The organism is Brevundimonas sp. (assembly GCF_036659295.1).
Taxonomy (GTDB): domain Bacteria; phylum Pseudomonadota; class Alphaproteobacteria; order Caulobacterales; family Caulobacteraceae; genus Brevundimonas.
Window position 1 is genome coordinate 19,375 of the sequence record NZ_JAVXCU010000021.1, and the last position, 17,430, is coordinate 36,804.

18 protein-coding genes are annotated in these 17,430 nt (G+C 60.8%); 14 read left to right on the forward strand and 4 right to left on the reverse strand.

Features of this window, described 5'->3' with window-relative positions; all coding sequences use genetic code 11:
* Window positions 1-63 precede the first annotated feature (63 nt).
* Window positions 64-651, forward strand: coding sequence for a glutathione S-transferase (locus RSB01_RS05885; protein WP_332620062.1), 588 nt, complete (start codon window positions 64-66; stop codon window positions 649-651).
* Between the two features lie 17 nt (window positions 652-668).
* Here RSB01_RS05885 and RSB01_RS05890 read toward each other — a convergent pair whose 3' ends face one another.
* On the reverse strand, window positions 669-1,064 hold the full coding sequence (locus RSB01_RS05890) for a YccF domain-containing protein (protein ID WP_332620064.1): 396 nt from the start codon (window positions 1,062-1,064) through the stop codon (window positions 669-671).
* A 152-nt stretch (window positions 1,065-1,216) separates the two neighbouring features.
* Between RSB01_RS05890 and RSB01_RS05895 the strand changes: the two genes are divergently transcribed.
* Window positions 1,217-2,488: a patatin-like phospholipase family protein gene (locus RSB01_RS05895; RefSeq protein ID WP_332590944.1), complete on the forward strand. Its 1,272-nt coding sequence runs from the start codon at window positions 1,217-1,219 to the stop codon at window positions 2,486-2,488.
* Between the two features lie 3 nt (window positions 2,489-2,491).
* Window positions 2,492-2,692, forward strand: a complete 201-nt coding sequence (locus RSB01_RS05900) for a DUF4169 family protein (RefSeq protein ID WP_332590943.1) — start codon at window positions 2,492-2,494, stop codon at window positions 2,690-2,692.
* Here the strand turns inward: RSB01_RS05900 and RSB01_RS05905 are convergent.
* On the reverse strand, window positions 2,689-3,597 hold the full coding sequence (locus RSB01_RS05905) for an EamA family transporter (RefSeq protein WP_332625187.1): 909 nt from the start codon (window positions 3,595-3,597) through the stop codon (window positions 2,689-2,691). The genes RSB01_RS05900 and RSB01_RS05905 overlap by 4 nt on opposite strands.
* A gap of 233 nt (window positions 3,598-3,830) precedes the next feature.
* On the opposite strand from RSB01_RS05905, the gene RSB01_RS05910 reads away from it, so the two are divergent.
* The 11 genes from RSB01_RS05910 to RSB01_RS05960 all read left to right on the forward strand — a co-directional run bounded on the left by RSB01_RS05910 (window position 3,831) and on the right by RSB01_RS05960 (window position 15,730).
* Window positions 3,831-4,163 carry a YbaY family lipoprotein gene (locus tag RSB01_RS05910; protein WP_332590941.1) on the forward strand — a complete coding sequence of 111 codons (333 nt, stop codon included), beginning with the start codon at window positions 3,831-3,833 and terminating at the stop codon, window positions 4,161-4,163.
* Window positions 4,164-4,167: 4 nt separating this feature from the next.
* Window positions 4,168-4,410: a ribbon-helix-helix domain-containing protein gene (locus RSB01_RS05915; RefSeq protein ID WP_332590940.1), complete on the forward strand. Its 243-nt coding sequence runs from the start codon at window positions 4,168-4,170 to the stop codon at window positions 4,408-4,410.
* A gap of 107 nt (window positions 4,411-4,517) precedes the next feature.
* The gene (locus tag RSB01_RS05920; RefSeq protein ID WP_332625188.1) at window positions 4,518-6,902 is read left to right on the forward strand and encodes a UvrD-helicase domain-containing protein; all 2,385 of its coding nucleotides are present in this window, start codon (window positions 4,518-4,520) and stop codon (window positions 6,900-6,902) included.
* A 41-nt stretch (window positions 6,903-6,943) separates the two neighbouring features.
* Complete coding sequence (locus RSB01_RS05925) at window positions 6,944-8,197, forward strand: O-antigen ligase (RefSeq protein ID WP_332591397.1); 1,254 nt, start codon at window positions 6,944-6,946, stop codon at window positions 8,195-8,197.
* A gap of 222 nt (window positions 8,198-8,419) precedes the next feature.
* On the forward strand, window positions 8,420-10,519 hold the full coding sequence (locus RSB01_RS05930) for a DNA topoisomerase IV subunit B (RefSeq protein ID WP_332591398.1): 2,100 nt from the start codon (window positions 8,420-8,422) through the stop codon (window positions 10,517-10,519).
* Window positions 10,520-10,628: 109 nt separating this feature from the next.
* The gene (locus RSB01_RS05935; RefSeq protein WP_332591399.1) at window positions 10,629-11,999 is read left to right on the forward strand and encodes a 3-deoxy-7-phosphoheptulonate synthase class II; all 1,371 of its coding nucleotides are present in this window, start codon (window positions 10,629-10,631) and stop codon (window positions 11,997-11,999) included.
* A 166-nt stretch (window positions 12,000-12,165) separates the two neighbouring features.
* On the forward strand, window positions 12,166-12,564 hold the full coding sequence (locus RSB01_RS05940) for a prephenate dehydratase domain-containing protein (RefSeq protein WP_332625191.1): 399 nt from the start codon (window positions 12,166-12,168) through the stop codon (window positions 12,562-12,564).
* Window positions 12,565-12,847: 283 nt separating this feature from the next.
* Window positions 12,848-13,612, forward strand: a complete 765-nt coding sequence (locus RSB01_RS05945) for a chorismate mutase (protein WP_332592016.1) — start codon at window positions 12,848-12,850, stop codon at window positions 13,610-13,612.
* A 75-nt stretch (window positions 13,613-13,687) separates the two neighbouring features.
* On the forward strand, window positions 13,688-14,305 hold the full coding sequence (locus RSB01_RS05950) for an SPOR domain-containing protein (protein ID WP_332592015.1): 618 nt from the start codon (window positions 13,688-13,690) through the stop codon (window positions 14,303-14,305).
* Window positions 14,306-14,457: 152 nt separating this feature from the next.
* Complete coding sequence (locus RSB01_RS05955; RefSeq protein WP_332592014.1) at window positions 14,458-15,291, forward strand: division plane positioning ATPase MipZ; 834 nt, start codon at window positions 14,458-14,460, stop codon at window positions 15,289-15,291.
* Window positions 15,292-15,298: 7 nt separating this feature from the next.
* Window positions 15,299-15,730, forward strand: coding sequence for a molecular chaperone DnaJ (locus RSB01_RS05960; RefSeq protein ID WP_332619458.1), 432 nt, complete (start codon window positions 15,299-15,301; stop codon window positions 15,728-15,730).
* 1 nt (window position 15,731) lies between these two features.
* Here the strand turns inward: RSB01_RS05960 and gor are convergent, their stop codons facing one another.
* Together gor and RSB01_RS05970 are read right to left on the reverse strand one after the other, a co-directional pair.
* On the reverse strand, window positions 15,732-17,108 hold the full coding sequence (gene gor / locus RSB01_RS05965) for a glutathione-disulfide reductase (protein ID WP_332625189.1): 1,377 nt from the start codon (window positions 17,106-17,108) through the stop codon (window positions 15,732-15,734).
* 100 nt (window positions 17,109-17,208) lie between these two features.
* A partial coding sequence (locus RSB01_RS05970) for a ribose-5-phosphate isomerase A (RefSeq protein ID WP_332625190.1) occupies window positions 17,209-17,430 on the reverse strand: 222 nt, incomplete at its 5' end.

A 17,430-nucleotide genomic window follows, 5' to 3' on the forward strand; every position in this document is an offset into this window, starting at 1 on the left:
CTCGCGAACAGGGCGGAACAGCGGTACGCTTGTTCAGCCAGTGTAATTATCGAGGTCGCCCCCATGTCGCTGATCCTGCATCACGCCCCGCAATCCCGTTCAACCCGCATGCTGTGGCTGCTGGAGGAACTGGGAGCCGACTACGAGATCCAATATGTCGATATCCGCCGCCAGAACGGTCAGGGTGGTGCCGATCCGAGCAACCCGCACCCCTTGAAACTGGCCCCGTCTATCGAGATCAACGGCCAGATCCTGATCGAGTCCGTGCTGATCTTTCTGTTCCTGACGGACAAGTATCGCGTGGCGGGGCTGGCACCGACACCGACGCACCCCAGACGCGCCGAGTATGTTTCATGGCTGGGGCTGTATAGCGGTGTGCTGGAAACCGTCCTGACATCCGGCCTGCGCGAGAGTTGGTCACAAGTCCAGAAAGACGCCTATGCCGAACTGGACCGCCGGTGGAGCGAGGCGATCAAGGATGGCGGCTTCATCCTTGGCAATTTCTCGGCGCTGGACATCCTGTTTGGCAGCCTGCTGCAATGGTTCCGCGCCGCTATGCCTGCGGGCGAACCGTATGACAGCTATCTAAGCCGCATCTCGGAACGCCCTGCGCTGGCCCGCGCCCTGAAAAAGGACAGCCCGCCCACCTGACTTTTCAGTCTGAACCATCAAGCCTTGGCGCGGATCGTGCGACCGACTGGTGCAAGCGACAGCTTGGCCAGTTCAAGGTTTTTCAGCCCGAACGGAATACCGATGATGCTGATGAACTGGGGCACGGCCACCAGTATGTGACCAATGGCAATGTACCATCCGGCCAGTATCAGCCAAACGATGTTCATGCCCACGCCAAGGCAGCCTACACCGATCACCGAAGCATCGGGTTCACGCCAGACGACCTCGCGGCCAAACGGCCAGAACGAGTAGGAGGCGATGCGCCATGCCGAAAAAGCCCACGGCGCGCCCACGACGGTCAACAGCAGCAAAAGACCGCCAATCAGCCAGGTCAGTCCGGTCAGAAAGCCCCCTGTAAAAAACCACAGCAGGTTCAGGATCAGGCGGATCAGTGGCAAGTCGTCATTCCTTCATCGTGGATGATCTATAGAGTTAGGTATCACCGCCCGCTCATGCGAGTCCGGACCTAGTCTGATGGAACGGATAGCGGTCATCAACACTTGGCCTTACATAGACCCTGTCTTTCGTTAACCGGCTGGAATCCATGCACCCGATCTTGCGCCCGTTTGCCATTGCTTCGCTTGCGATAAGCGTCGCCGCCTGTGGCACACTGGACCGTCCTGACGGTCCGCTGCGTCTGTATGATCCCGATGGGGCAGTTTCTGCGGCGATGGCACGTACCAGCATTGAATCCCGCGTCACCGATTTCAATGCCGATTTCAGCCATCTGCTGGCCCGTGACGGCACGACACGCCTGCTGGCCCTGTCAGGCGGCGGGGCCAACGGTGCCTATGGTGCGGGCCTGATCTATGGCTGGAGCGAAGCGGGGGACCGCCCGCAGTTCGATATTGTAACAGGCATCTCGACCGGCGCTCTGGCCGCGCCCTTCGCCTTTCTCGGTCCGGAATGGGACGAAGAACTGCGCGAGGCCTATACGGGCAAGCAAACCGAAAGCCTGATCGGCTTGCGCAGTTTCGCCGCCGCGTTCAATCCCAGCCTATTCTCGTCCAAGCAGTTGGAAAACTTGGTCGATTCCTACGCCACTTTCGAGTTGATGCGGGCCATTGCGCATGAACATGCCAACGGGCGACGTCTTCTGGTCGCGACGACCAATCTGGACACCCAGCAGAGTGTGATCTGGGACATGGGTGTGATCGCGACGCGTGGCGATGAAGACGCCCGCCTGCTGTTCAAAAAGATTCTGGTCGCCTCGGCATCCATCCCCGGTGTGTTCCCGCCCGTTCTTCTACCCGGCATGTCACAGGATGGTCAGGCCATTGCAGAGATGCACGTCGATGGCGGCGTCAACCTGCCCTATCTGGCCATCCCCGAAGAACTGATGCTGTGGACCTCCCCGCGCGTCCAGCCGGGTCGTGGTGCGATCTATATCATCGTCAACGGCCAGACAGGGCGCAACACCGGCACCACCCCCGGTCGTCTGACAGGCATTCTGGGCCGCACCTATGACAGTATGAGCAAGGCCTCGCTGCGAACCCATCTGGCGGTCACATCGGGCTTTGCCCGCCGCAACGGGCTGGAAATGTCCTTTACGGCCATTCCCGACAATGTTCAGGCATCGGCCCTTTCATTCGATCAAGCCTCCATGACAGCGCTGTTTGAACTGGGTCGCCTGCGCGGACATGATGGTTCGGCATGGCGCCGGATGGACCATATTGATCCTGCTGCAGGCCTGATTGGCGAAGACAAGATCGACGAGGCCGTCATTCCTGCAGCACTGATTGTCAAACCGGCCACGCCTGTGGCTCCGGTCCCATCACCCAGCCCGACTGAAACGCCCTACAGCCCAAGGCCCTGATCCATGGCCGAAATCATCAATCTTAATCGCGCCCGCAAGCAGGCTGCCAAAAAGACAGACCGGAAACAGGCCGAAGCCAACCGTCTGACCTTTGGTCGCACCAAGCTGGAGCGTCAGCAAAACCAGAAGAACGAAGCCGCCCGCCTGACCCGTCTGGAAGGACACAAGCTCGACAAATCCGAAGAGGATGACGGCGAGGTTTAGGCCGCCGACTTCCTCGGAGCGCGGCTCATAAACATCTGACCGGCCAGAACCAGCACAAGCCCTGCAAACGCCGGAAGCCCGAAACGTGCGCCCTCGAATACAATCGACACCAGCATGGCGATGGGCGGCGTCAGGGCCGAAATATAGCTTGCCAGCGCATAGCCGTAATTACGGGCCAGCGTGAAATACAGGCCGAACGTCACCACCGACCCGATCACTGCGAGATAAAGCAGCGATCCGACATAGGCGACGCTCCAGTCCACATACCAGCTAATGCCGGTCGTCAGAGCGTAGAGCGTCAAGAACGCCGTGCCATATCCCATGGCCCACGCCGTCGCCGGAAGAACGCTTGCTCCAGCCTGCTGGCCACGCCATGCAAACCAGTTGCCCATGGCCGATGCCAGTACCGCAGCAAAGGCAAATACCACGCCTGTGACCGCGTGATCCCCCAGACCCGCACCCGTGATTTCGCCCGCCGAAAGCACGGCCACACCGACGACACCCAGAATGGCCCCGATCCATGCACCTGCCGATGCTTTCTGGCGCGACAACAACCGGAACAGGATCAGGTTCACAAAGGCCAGAGCGGCAAACATGATGGCTACAACCGCCGAGGCGATCTTCTCTTCGGCCGCATAGACAAAATAATAGGACACCGCGAACGCAAACAGCCCCTGTCCCGCTGCCGCAAAATGCTGGGCGCGCGTCAGTGACAGCTTGTTCTTCATCAGCTTGGCCACCGCAGCCAAGCCTAATGCCGCCAGCCCAAAGCGTAGGATCACCGAGATCGCCGCATGGGTTTCGCCCAGCTGGAAGGTGATGGCGTACCAGGTCGTTCCCCACACCAGCGCACAGACGGCAACGCTGCCATAGGCCTTCATATCCACACTCGAAGGCTGTTCCACCCCGACGCTCCCAGCTTTAAGTCCCTATGCAGGGTGTCCTTACGGCGCTTTCGTGTAAGAAACTGCATTAATTTTCGGCACCATGAGACAAGCTGTGCGTTTGCGCCTTGCTCCCTCTTTCCGTTCACACACGAGGCATCAAAATGCGCCTGCACATACCCCTTGCTTTGGGAACCATGGCCGCCACAGTTGTTCTGGCATCTTGCTCCACCATGCCCATGCCGGAAAACAACATGCGTACTGTTGATGTTACTGCGTCCTATCGCGAACGGATCATGCTCACCCCCGGTCACAAGCTGACGGTGACGCTGGCCGATGTCAGCCTTGCCGATGCGCCTTCACGCGAACTGGACCGCGAAGACATTATGTTGGATGGCCGCGCCCCTCCCTATCAGGTCCAACTGAAGGTTCCGGCCAGCCAGATCGATCAGCGTCACGAATATGCTGTCCGAGCTGAAATCCGCGACCCTGCGGGCAATCTGCGCTTCACCACCGACACGCGCCACAGCGTACTGACCCGTGGTGCACCCGATAGCGCCAACATCATCATGGTCGGCGTCCGATAATCCTTTGAGTAGCTTGATCAAACGCTCGGTGCTCTTGTCAGGGCACGCCACCTCTGTCGCACTCGAACCGGAATTCTGGGCCGTGTTGGACAATATCGGTGACTTGCTGAAACTGACCCGCGCCGAGCTTTTGATCCGTATTGATGCATGGCGCGGTCGCCGTCCGCTGGCTTCGGCCTGTCGGGTTCTGGCCCTTCAGTGGGCCGGTGGCGACCGCAGCTTTGTCGAGTTCGAACCCGCAGTCTGATCCTTTAAGGCAATGAATACCGGAAACGGGCCTGACTTTGCCCCATGTTCCGCTTATGTTTCAGTTCGAATCCGCCAACTGAACCTGCCGCCCGAGTGATCTGTTTCGTGACCGAACAAACCTCCCCCCGTATTTCCGACCTTGCCCGCGCCAATAGCGGCCGCGTTCAGGCACAGGACTATCTGTCCGGCCTGAACCCCGAACAGCGCGAAGCGGTTGAAACGACCGAGGGTCCGGTTCTGGTGTTGGCCGGTGCCGGAACGGGCAAGACGCGTGTTCTGACCACCCGCCTTGCGCACATTCTGGCGACAGGCCGCGCCCGTCCCTGGGAACTTCTGGTCGTCACCTTTACCAACAAGGCCGCGCGCGAAATGCGTGAACGCATCGGCCATCTGATCGGCGATCAGGCGGAAGGTTTGCGCTGGCTGGGCACATTCCACTCGGTGGCCGCGCAAATCCTGCGCCGCCATGCAGAACTGGTCGGACTGCAATCGTCCTTCACCATTCTGGATATGGACGATCAGGAACGCTTGCTGAAACAGCTTCTGGAAGCGGCCAATATCGACACCAAGAAGCACACGCCCAAATCGCTGGCCGCCGCAATCGACCAGTGGAAGAACCGTGGTTGGACGCCCGAAAAACTGCCCGCTGGCGAGGACTTTGCCGAAGGGCGCGGTAAGGCACTCTACACCGCCTACCAGAACCGTCTTCGCACGCTGAACGCCTGTGATTTTGGCGACCTGCTGCTGCACAACCTGACCATCCTCAGCCAAAATGCCGATCTGGCCGAGGAATACCGCCGCCGCTTCAAATACATTCTGGTGGACGAATATCAGGACACCAACGTCGCCCAGTATCTGTGGCTGCGCCTGCTGACCTCGTCTTCGGGCAATGTCTGCTGCGTGGGTGACGACGACCAGTCCATCTATGGCTGGCGCGGGGCCGAGGTGGACAACATCCTTCGCTTCGAGCGCGACTTCCCCGGAGCCAAGGTCATCCGTCTGGAGCAGAACTATCGCTCAACGGCCCATATTCTGGGGGCCGCAGGGGCCTTGATTGCCGCCAACAAGGAACGCCTCGGTAAACAGCTCTGGACCGAAGACGACAGCGGCGACAAGGTTCGTGTGCGCGGCTTCTGGGACGGTGATGCCGAGGCCCGCATGATCGCCGAAGAAGTCGAAGACGCCTATCGTCGCGGCATTCCCTATAAGGACATCGCCGTTCTGGTGCGCGCCTCCTTCCAGATGCGCGCCTTCGAAGAGCGGTTCGTCATGCTGGCCATCCCCTATAAGGTGATCGGCGGCCCGCGCTTCTTTGAGCGCGCCGAAATCCGCGATGCCCACGCCTATATCCGTCTGCTGCAATCCGAGGCTGACGATCTGGCGTTTGAGCGCATCGTCAATGTGCCCAAGCGCGGTGTTGGCGATACCTCTGTATCCAAGATCCTGCACATCGGGCGCGAGAACGGCGTCTCGGCCATGCAGGTTGTGCGTCACCTGATGACGACGGACGAGCTTCCGGGTCGTACCCGTACGCCGCTGACCAATTTTGTGCGTGACCTAGACCGCTGGCGCGACCTTTTGAAAACCGGCACCCCGCACTGGCAGGTGATGGAAACCGTTCTGGAAGAGAGCGGTTATACCGACATGCAGAAGGCCGACAAGACCAGCGGCCAGACGCGGCTCGATAACCTCAAGGAACTGGTGCAATCCATGCAGCAGTTCGACACGCTGCAAGCCTATCTGGAACACGTCTCTCTGGTCATGGACCTCGAGCGCAATGCAGAAGAGGAAAACAGCGACGGTGCGGTCCAGATCATGACCCTGCACGGGGCCAAGGGTCTGGAATTTCCGCTGGTCTTCCTGCCGGGTTGGGAAGAAGGCGTCTTCCCCAGCCAGCGCAGCATCGACGAGAAGGGCATCAAGGGCCTCGAAGAGGAACGCCGCCTCGCCTATGTCGGCGTCACCCGCGCCAAGCGCGATGCCCGTATCAGCTTTGCCGCCAACCGCATGGTTTATGGCCGCTGGACCACCCAGCTCCCCAGCCGCTTTGTTGACGAACTGCCGATCGAACACGTCGAGCCGCAGTCCGATACCGGCTATTATAACGCCAACTCAAACCCGCGCCCGCAAAGCCGCTGGGACGACAAGCCCTTCAGCCAGTCCAGCCACGACACCCCAGGCTGGAAACGCGCCCAAGCTAGTAGCAACAAGGCTATGTATGGCGACACCGGCTTCGGTGCCAATCTGCATGGCGGCAATGCCAGCGCCCGCAGCAACTACGCCCCCGCCCGCAAGGCCGTCGTCGAAGGCAAGGCCCGCGTCATCGCCCCTGCGCCTAAACCGTCCGGCGACTGGTCACGCGGCGACCGCGTCTTCCACCAGAAGTTCGGCTATGGCCTCGTCACAGCCATCGAAGGCAACAAGCTGGTGGTCGACTTTGAAAAGGCAGGCGAGAAAAAGGTCATCGACAGCTTCGTCGAAAAATCCTGAACGCACCTTTTGTTTAACCCTGTTCGATAAGCGTGGTCCTCGTGACCTACGCTGCCATCGCACACACTGACGCCACGACGCGCCCTGTCGCTGTTCCCCTGTGGGAGCAGTGGTGCGCGGGCTATGTGCTGATGATGCTGACGGGGGCGTTGATCGGGCCGATACTGGCCCCCGATCAGGGCGAAAACCCTATTCTGCGCCTGTTCTGGTTGCCCAGCTATGCTGTCACAGCGGGGCTATGCCTGTTGCGATGGCGCGATCTGGTGCGGGTCTGGCCAGCCATTGTTCTGGTCGGGCTTATGGCGCTACTGGCCTTTGCCTCGCGCTATTGGTCGATTGATCCGGCCACCACCCAGCGCCGCTTTATCGCGCTTGCGGTCAATAGCGGCTTTGCCCTGTATCTGGGGGCCAGATATCGCGGTGTCGCCCTGCCACGCCTTTTGACCATGATCTGTTTGTGGATGGCGGTGCTGTCGATCGTTTTCGTCTTTGCCCTGCCTCAGATCGGCGTCCATCATGGCGTCAATGACGGACTGTGGCGCGGTATCTGGTATGAAAAGAACCAGATGGGTCTTGTTATGGCGGCCGGCGGGATCAGCGCCGCCGCATGGCTGGTTGCCGAACCGGCCAGACGCAAATGGTCGATAACCGCGCTGGCACTTTGCACCCTTCTGGTGCTGGCCACCGCATCCAAGACCTCGCTGGTGTGTCTGGTTCTGGGTGTCGGCATCGTGTTTGCCTTCGCCATCATCCGTAAAGGCGGGCCCGTTCTGATTATCATCAGCCTGTGGCTGGGCGTGGTGATGGCGGCGCTGGGCTGGTGGGTATGGACCCAAGAATCCGCCTTCCTGCTGGCGCTTATCGGCAAGGACCCGACACTGACCGGCCGGACCGAAATCTGGGAAGCCGTGTGGAAGGCCGCCAGCCAGCGCCCATGGCTGGGTTACGGCTATAACGCCTTCTGGGGACAGGACTCCGTTCCTGCCAACTGGATCCGCTACAACACGGCATGGCTGGTGCCATCGGCCCACCATGGCTGGCTGGATATACTTCTGGAACTGGGCTGGGTCGGCGCGCTGGGCTGCGGCACGCTTGTGGGACTGGCCTTTGCCATCCACCTGTTCCGCATCAACGGATATGGCCGCAGCGAGGGCTGGTGGTCGCTGGCCTATCTGACAGTCTTTATCCTGCTCAGTCTGTCCGAGAGCGTTGTCATGACAGCGCAGAACCTGCCCTGGGTTTTATGTGTCGCTATTTTGGCGCGGGCATTCGACCGGCCCGATCAGGCTTCGTAAGCGGCGCATATCCCCAACCTGCGGCCAGCAGATAAGCTCAAGTCCGCCCTGTGACCTACATTCAGACCTGACTTACGGTACGACATAAACGGTCATCCTTGCCTGTTGCCGCGATTGCGCCACTGGCTTTCCCACTGCTGTGAGACAATAATCCACCTGCGCTTGCTCCGTTGGGCTTATCGGCCTAACTGACCTCGTTCCGAATCACCGCAGACTGACTTGATGGACGACCTTTTTTCCTCGTTGAATGACACCGCCCCCGAACCCGCAAAGCCGCAAAAGCCGGCCGAACCGGTCAAGGTGGCCTCGCCTGTTGCTGCCAGGACCGTTGCTGCACCTGCCGCACCAGTCATTGCGCCTGCATCCGCAGGGGCCGCAGATGTGGCAGCCGCCACAGGGTATTCAGCGGAGTCCATCGAGGTTCTGGAAGGTCTTGAGCCTGTTCGTAAACGCCCCGGCATGTATATCGGCGGCACCGACGAACGCGCGCTTCACCACCTGTTTGCCGAAGTCCTCGACAACGCGATGGACGAAGCCGTCGCCAAGCATGCCAAGCTGATTACCGTCGAACTGGATGCCGAGGGCTTCCTGTCCGTGCGCGATGACGGTCGCGGTATTCCGGTCGACCCCCACCCCAAACACCCCGGCAAGTCGGCTCTGGAAGTCGTCATGACCGTGCTGCACTCGGGCGGCAAATTCTCGGGCAAGGCCTATGAAACCTCCGGCGGCCTGCATGGCGTAGGCGTGTCCGTCGTCAACGCCTTGTCCACCAATCTGGATGTGACGGTCTGGCGCGACGGCTTTGAATGGCGTCAGTCCTTCAGCCGCGGCCTTGTTCAGGGCCCGATCCAGCAGGTCGGCCCGTCGCGCAAAAAAGGCACCCTGATCCGCTTCAAGCCGGATGAAGAAATCTTCGGGGCCGGTGCGACCTTCAAGCCCGCGCGCCTGTTCCGCATGACCCGCGCCAAGGCCTATCTGTTCCGTGGCGTCGAGATCAAATGGACCTGTGCGCCAGAGCGCATCACCGACGAAACCCCGACACAGGCTACGCTTCACTTCCCCGGTGGTCTGGCTGATGCACTGGCCGAGCGCGTGGGCGAGTTGGAAACCGTCACCCCCGTCTTTGCAGGTCGCGTTGAGCGTAAGGGCGAAGCAGGTGCTCTGGAATGGGCTGTGACATGGTCGCCGATCGGTTTTGGCGATGCCGACAGCTTTATTGCATCTTACTGCAACACGGTTTCGACGCCCGATGGCGGCACCCACGAATCCGGTTTCCGTGCCGCGCTGGTCAAGGGCCTCAAGGCGTATGGCGAACTGACCAACGAGAAACGCGCCGCCCAGATCACCGCCGAAGATGTGATCGCCAATGCCGGTGCCCTGATCTCGGTCTTTATCCGCAACCCTGAATTCCAGGGCCAGACCAAGGACCGCCTGTCCTCGCCCGAGGGCCAGCGCCTGACCGAACAGCTCCTGCGCGACCCGTTCGACCACTGGCTGACCGAAAGCCCGAAACAGGCCAACGCCCTGCTCGGCTTCGTCATCGACCGCGCCGAGGACCGCCTGCGCCGCCGCAAGGACAAAGAAGTCCAGCGCGCCGCCGCCACGCGCAAGCTGCGCCTGCCGGGTAAACTGGCCGACTGCTCGCGTCAGGCCGCCGAAGGCACCGAACTGTTTATCGTCGAGGGCGACTCGGCTGGCGGCTCGGCCAAACAGGCGCGCGACCGCACCACACAGGCCATCCTGCCTCTGCGCGGTAAAATCCTGAACGTCGCATCGGCCACTGCCGACAAGCTGCGCGCCAATATCGAACTGACCGATCTGATGCTGGCGCTCGGCGTGCAGTCCGGCACCCGTTTCAGTGTTGATGACCTGCGTTACGAGCGCGTCGTCATCATGACCGACGCCGACGTGGATGGTGCGCACATTGCTGCGCTGCTGATCACCTTCTTCTACCGCGCTATGCCGGACCTGATCCGTCAGGGGCGTCTGTTCATGGCCCTGCCGCCGCTTTACCGCATCTCGGCTGGTCCACTGTCTGAATATGCCCGCGACGATGCCCACCGTGACGAACTGATAGCCACCGTATTCAAGGGCAAGAAGTTCGAAATCGGCCGCTTCAAGGGCCTGGGTGAAATGATGGCGTCTCAGTTGAAAGAGACGACCATGGATCCGAAAAAACGCACCCTCGCCCGCGTCTCCCTTCCCGAAAGCGAAGAGGAAATCGAGGATCTGGTCGAACGCCTGATGGGCCGCAAGGCCGAGGCGCGATACCAGTTCATTCAGGAAAACGCCAAGTTCGCCCAAGACGATCTGGACGTATAAATCCCAAAGAGCCGCCCCTATGTAACAACCGGGGGCGGCTTTTTATTCGCAGCGCACAATTCTTGGCAAGTTCATTGTTCTAGAAGCCTGAAACGCTTATCCTAGAGGAATGACTAAGCGCTGGACCCCAGATTCCTGGAGAAACAAGCCCGCCCTGCATATGCCGGCGGACTATCCTGACGCGTCCGAACTGGTACGCGTTGAAGACGAGTTGCGTGCAATGCCCCCGCTCGTCTTTGCCGGTGAGGCCCGTCGCCTTACCAACCACCTTGCACAGGTCGAGGCGGGTAACGCCTTCCTTCTGCAAGGCGGGGACTGCGCTGAAAGCTTTAAAGAGTTTTCCACCGACAATATCCGCGACACCTTCCGCCTGATCCTGCAGATGGCGGTCGTGCTGACCTTTGCCGGTCGCAAACCTGTCGTGAAGGTCGGTCGTATCGCTGGCCAATTCGCCAAGCCACGCTCCTCGCCCGTCGAGGAAATCGGTGGCGTAGAACTGCCGTCCTATCGCGGTGACATCATCAACGGCATGGCCTTCACGCCCGAAGAGCGCGTGCCGGACCCGCAACGCTTGATGAAGGCCTACCACCAGTCGGCGGCAACGCTGAACCTGCTGCGTGCCTTTGCAGGCGGTGGCTATGCCGACCTGTACAACATCCATCGCTGGACGCTCGGTTTTGCCGACAACGGTGCTGGCGCAGCCTATCGCGAACTGGCCGACAAGATCACCGAGGCTCTGGCCTTCATGGAAGCGGTGGGCGTTACGCCTGACACCCACCCCGACCTGTCGCGCGTCGAGGTGTTCACCAGCCACGAAGCCCTGCTGCTGAACCTTGAATCCGCCCTGACCCGCCTTGATGGCAATACCGGCGAATGGTTCGACACCTCGGCCCACATGCTGTGGATCGGCGAGCGCACCCGTCAACTGGACGGCGCCCACATCGAGTTCATGAAGGGGATTTCCAACCCCATCGGCGTCAAGTGCGGCCCGACCATGACGCCGGATGACATCCTGCCGCTGATCGACGCCCTGAACCCGAACAATATTCCGGGCCGCCTGACCCTGATTGGCCGCTTTGGCCATGACAAGGTCGGTGATCGTCTTCCGGCACTGATGCGTGCCGTCAAGGCCGAGGGTAAGCGCGTGGTCTGGTCGATTGACCCGATGCACGGCAACACCCTCAAGGCTGCCAACGGCTACAAGACGCGTCCGTTCGATCGCGTCATGGGCGAGGTCCGCAGCTTCATCGACGTGGCCGAGGCCGAGGGTGTCCACCCCGGTGGCGTCCACCTCGAAATGACCGGCCAGAACGTCACCGAATGCCTTGGTGGCGCACAGCCTGTCACCGAAGATGATCTGTCCAGCCGCTATCACACCCACTGTGATCCGCGCCTCAATGCCGATCAGGCACTGGAGCTGGCCTTCCTCGTCGCCGAACGCCTGAAAGCGGGCCGCCAAGCCCAGTCGAAGGCTGCATGACGACGGGCGAAGACATCCGTCCGGCGCGCATCTCCTATCAGGGTGCGCCGGGGGCTTTCAGTCATGAAGCCTGTATGGACCTGCGCCCAGGGGACGTGCCTGTGGCCTTTGAAACTTCGAAGGCGCTATTCAGGCCGTCCTGACGGGCGATTGCGATCTGGCTCTGATCCCGCTTGAAAACACCACGGTTGGCACGGTTGAACCCGCCGCCACCCTGGTGCGCGAAGCGGGCCTCGAGCCACTCAGCGAGGCATGGCGTCCAATCCGCCATGCCCTTCTGGGTCTGCCTGATGCGCGTCTTTCGGACATCAGAACCGCCGAAAGCCATCCCATTGCGCTCCAGCAATGCGTCGAAAGCCTCAAGGCTCTGCACATCCAGCCGGTTGTTGTGTTCGACACCGCCGGTGCCGCCCGCGATGTGGCCGAAGCAGGCGATATTACCCGCGCAGCCGTGGCTCCGGCCCGTGCGGCCGAGGTGTATGGCCTGCAGATTTTACGCAATGATCTGCAAGATTTCAGCGACAATCGCACACGTTTTGTCCTCTTGTCAGCGCCAAAGGCTTGACGGCGCATAAAATTTGCGGCCTATAGCGGCCACCGGATCAATCACGATCCAGAAACCGGACCCGAAAATGTCGTCTCTGAACGCACAATTCGAGCTTGCAACCGCTTCGTTTGAAGTGGCCGGTTTCTATTATGGCTACGGCTTTTACGGCTTTCGATACGCCGGCTGAGGCTTCGGGACACCTACTTCCCTGACAGCTTCTCCGGCGACCGTTCTTCCCAGAGCGGCTCTGCGCCTCGTCGCGTCCTCCCCATCGAAATCCAGTTTCCGTAAAGCCAGAACCATGACCATCAATACCCTCAACAAAGCCCTGCCCGTCGAAGTCGCCGAACTGACCGCCGAACAAATGGCGCTGTCGGCCCTGCGCACCGAGATCGACTCCATCGACGACCAGATCCTCGAACTGTTCGAGCGTCGTCTGGCCATCGCGGCACAGGTCGGCAAGGCCAAGGACGCCCCCACGGGCCCGCACACCAAACTGCGCCCCGACCGTGAACAGGCCGTTTTGGCGCGTCTTTCCGCCAAGGCAGAACCGGAAAACAAAGAAGCTGTCTCCGCCCTCTGGCGCGAGATCGTTGGCTGGGGTCTGGCCCGTCAGGGTCGCCTGCAAGTTCAGGTCTATGCGCCGATCGACGGTGCCCGCGCCATGGATGCTGCCCGCACCCGCTTCGGTGCTGCCGCCGATATCCGCGTCGTTTACGATGCCCAGACGGCCCTGTCCCATGCTGCCGAAGGCAATGGCGTCTCGGTCCTGTCGGTCAGCGGCGATGACGCATGGTGGATCGGCCTGCGCAAGGAATGGTCGATGCTCAGCGTATTCGAAGGCTTCGGCCCGAACGATACCCCGACCTCGCTGGCCGTCGGCAAGATTGATCCGCCTGCCCTGCCGACCGGCCGCCGCGTTACAGTAACGGCCGGTGGCGATGCCGGTGATGGTTCGGGTGCCCGCCGCTGGGGTCTGAATACCCACCACGGCTGGACTCTGGCCCTGACCGATGCCGATCTGGGTGTTGGCGATGTCGAAGGCTGCGTCGGCGCTATCGTCTAAACCGCTGCATTAACGACGCTTCAAGATTGCGACGCGACACTGGGGGCCATGAGACCTGTATCTTTGCGCCCCCTGATGTCTGTTGCCGCCGTTTCCATTCTTGTAACGGCTTGCGATACCGCATCCGACACCCCGCCTTCTGCCTATCAGGCATGGGCGGACAAGGTCGCTACGATCCCGCTTACACCGGCCTCTGACGCCGGAACTTCCTCGGATGCCCCACGTGTCACCTTGCCGCTGGATCCGCAAAAGCCGGACACCGATGACAAGCCCTCTACAGGTGTGAAGGTTGAACTGGTTTCACCGCACCAGCTCTGGGACTTGCGGGACGGGCCTGTAAAACTGCCCTCGATCGAGATTTCCGAAGGCCCGCCGGTTTCGGCTGCGGCAAACAAGCCTGCAGCATCACCCGCAGCGAGGCCAACTGCATCCGTCGCTCCCAATACTACGGATGCGCGCACCATCCAGTTGGGTGCATTCAGTACCCAACAACAGGCCCAGAACGCGTGGGACAGGCTTTCATCCGGTTCCAACAAGGCTACCCTTGCGGGCCTGTCGCCCCGTTTTGACCCTGTGCAGGTCAACGGGCGCATCCTGATCCGGCTTCGCGTTTCGGCCTCGGCACAGCAGGCCCAAAGCCTTTGCCGCTCAATTGCGGCAGCCGATCCATGGTGCCAAAGCCCCGCCACTTAAGGGAAACTACGCAAATCATTGCGATTTAAGGCACGATCCACAACACCGTTATTAAGCTTTCATTGACGATTGAGGCAAAGCGACCGATTTTCCACGCTGAATGGGGAGGCACTCGATGATGAGTCGCCTTCGTCCTCAGAGTGAGATCGAAAATGGCGCAGCCTCTGGTCATCGTCATCGGCAATGAAAAAGGCGGAGCGGGCAAGTCCACTCTGGCCATCCACATCGCCACCGGCCTGCTGCATGCGGGCAAAAAAGTCGCCATCCTCGATCTGGACCTGCGCCAGCGGTCGATGGAACGCTTCTTTGCCAACCGTGCCATCTGGGTTGCAGCCAATAATCAGGATCTCCCCATGCCGTTCGTACCCGACATGGGCGACGGCAAAGCACTGGCTCGCGCCACGCCCGAAGAACAGCTGGCACGTTTCGAAGCGGCCTATGCCGTGGCCCAGGCCGTGTCCGAGGTCATCCTGATCGACACCCCAGGCGGTGATACCACCCTGTCGCGCGCAGCCCATGCCCGCGCCGACCAGATCGTCACCCCGATGAATGACAGCTTCGTCGATTTCGACCTGCTGGGTCAGGTCGATCCGGTCACGCTGGAACTGCAAAAGCCGTCCATCTATTCGGAAAGCGTCTGGGAAGCCCGCAAGGAACGCGCCATCAAGGAAGGCCGCCACGCCACGATCGACTGGCTGGTCGTGACCAACCGCCTGCAAGGCACCCACGCGCGTAACCGCGACCGTCTGGAAGAGCGTATGGGCAAACTGGCCAAGCGCGTCGGCTTCCGCGTCGGACCAGGCCTGCGCGAGCGTGTGATCTATCGCGAACTGTTCCCGTTCGGTCTGACTGTGGCCGATCTGTCCAATGAAGTGCGTCCTGTCTCTGTGACCATGTCGCACGTTTCAGCCCGTCAGGAACTGCGTGGCCTGATGGCGGATATGGGTCTGCAAGACGCGCTTTCGCCGCTGACGGCAGCGGCCTGACGTCTAGATGCTTCTCATCGGACTGGGACTGGCGGCTGTCGCTATATGGGTGCTGGTTCGTCTGGGTAAACAGACCGAAAAAGCCCGTCGCGGCCACTGGCGGATTTCGGCAACCCTGCTGGGCGGCTCCTGTTTTGCGGGTGCCGTCCTTTGCGTGGCCAAGGGCAGCTATATCCTCGCCGCCGCTCTGGCCGCAGCGGGACTTTATCTGGTGATGCAGTCGCGCATTCGCACCGTCGCTCCCAAGCCCGCAGCGCCCACAGGCCCGCAGATGAGTAAGGCCGAGGCGCGCGCCATTCTGGGCGTGTCCGAAAATGCCAGCCATGCCGACATCCAGACTGCATGGAAGCGGCTGATGGCAAGAACCCACCCCGATCAGGGTGGGTCCGAAGGCTTGGCCGCGCGGGTCAATGCCGCGCGCGACCGCCTGTTAGGCTAGATCAGCAAGCGCCGTTGGGGCGCTTTTCCTTCATCAGAACCAGCTCTTCTGCCGCCGTCGGGTGCACGGCGCAGGTGTCATCCCATTGCTGCTTGGTCAGGCCCGCCTTCACGGCAATACCGGCCAACTGGATCATTTCCGGCGCATCGGGGCCGACAATGTGGACCCCGACAACCTTCTGGCTTTGCGCATCCACCACCAGCTTCATCAGCATGCGGTGTTCGGCACCGTAGAAGGCGTACTTCATCGAGCGGAAGGTGGTCATGTAGATGTCCACCTCGGCCGGACATTTCTTGCGCGCCTCGGCCTCGGTCAGGCCCACAGTGCCGACCGGCGGCTGGCTGAAGACAGCCGTGGCAATGTCTTCATGGTCAACCGTCTGCGGGTTGTCCTTGAACACCGTCTCGTGGAAAGCCACAGCCTCGCGGATCGCGACCGGCGTCAAGTTCACACGGTCGGTCACATCACCGACAGCCCAGATATTATCGACATTGGTCTGCGAATAGGCATCGACCTTGATGGCACCGCCTTCCGTCAGGGCCACACCAGCCGTTTCAAGGCCCAGACCCTTCACATAGGGTTTGCGGCCCGTCGCAAACATGACGGCATCGGTTTCGATGTCCATGCCGTTGCTAAGACGGTTCATCAGGCCGGTTTCGGTCTTTTCAATTGCCGTATGCTCGGCACTGAGGACCACCTTGATGCCATGGCGCTCGATCTCGCGCGACAGATGTGAACTGACGTCCTCGTCAAAGCCGCGCAGAATACCCGCCCCGCGATAAACCAGCGTCGTCTCGACGCCCAGTCCAGCAAAAATACCTGCGAACTCTACGGCAATATAGCCGCCCCCCACCACCACGATACGCTTGGGCAGTTCCGGCAGCAGGAAGGCTTCTTCCGACGTAATCGTATGCTCAGAACCGGGGAATTCCGGCACGAACGGCCGCCCGCCGACGGCGACCAGAATACGCTCTGCCGTAACAGTCTTGCCCGTGCCGACAATCTCGACCGTGTGCTTGTCCTTCAGGACGGCGCGGCCATTGATGATTTCAACACCCGCCTTGGACAGGTTGGCATTGTACAGTCCCGAGAGGCGGGCAATCTCGGTTTCCTTGGCATTGCGGAACTTGGTCCAGTCAAAGCTGGCATCGCCCACCGTCCAGCCAAAGCCCTCGGCCACTTCCATCTGATGGGTAAACTCGGACGCCATCACCATGAATTTTTTGGGCACACAGCCACGGATTACGCAGGTACCACCCACGCGATATTCCTCGGCAACCGCGACCTTCTTGCCCCCCATCGCCGTCAGTCGCGCAGCCCGCACGCCACCCGAACCGGCACCAATGACAAAAAGATCATAGTCGAACGAATGGGACATCAGAGACTCCGCAGCAGGCTGTCAGGTAGAATAATATGGTCGCTATGTAGGAAGCGACCGCAGAACTTTCGAGGGCATCCCTACGCAAGCCCTGTTAGTCTTAGGCGCTAATCGTCTCGTGGCCATCATCCGTGCCGATGACTGCAAGGCTTGCCAGACCCAGGAACAGGCCGTGTTCGACCACGCCGGTAACGGCTTTCAGGTCTGCAGCCAGCTTTACAGGGTCGGCGATCACGCCTTGGTCCGCGTCATAGATGACATTGCCGCCGTCGGTGCGGACCATGCCGCGATCGGCCTGACGCACGGTGGCCTCGCCCATACC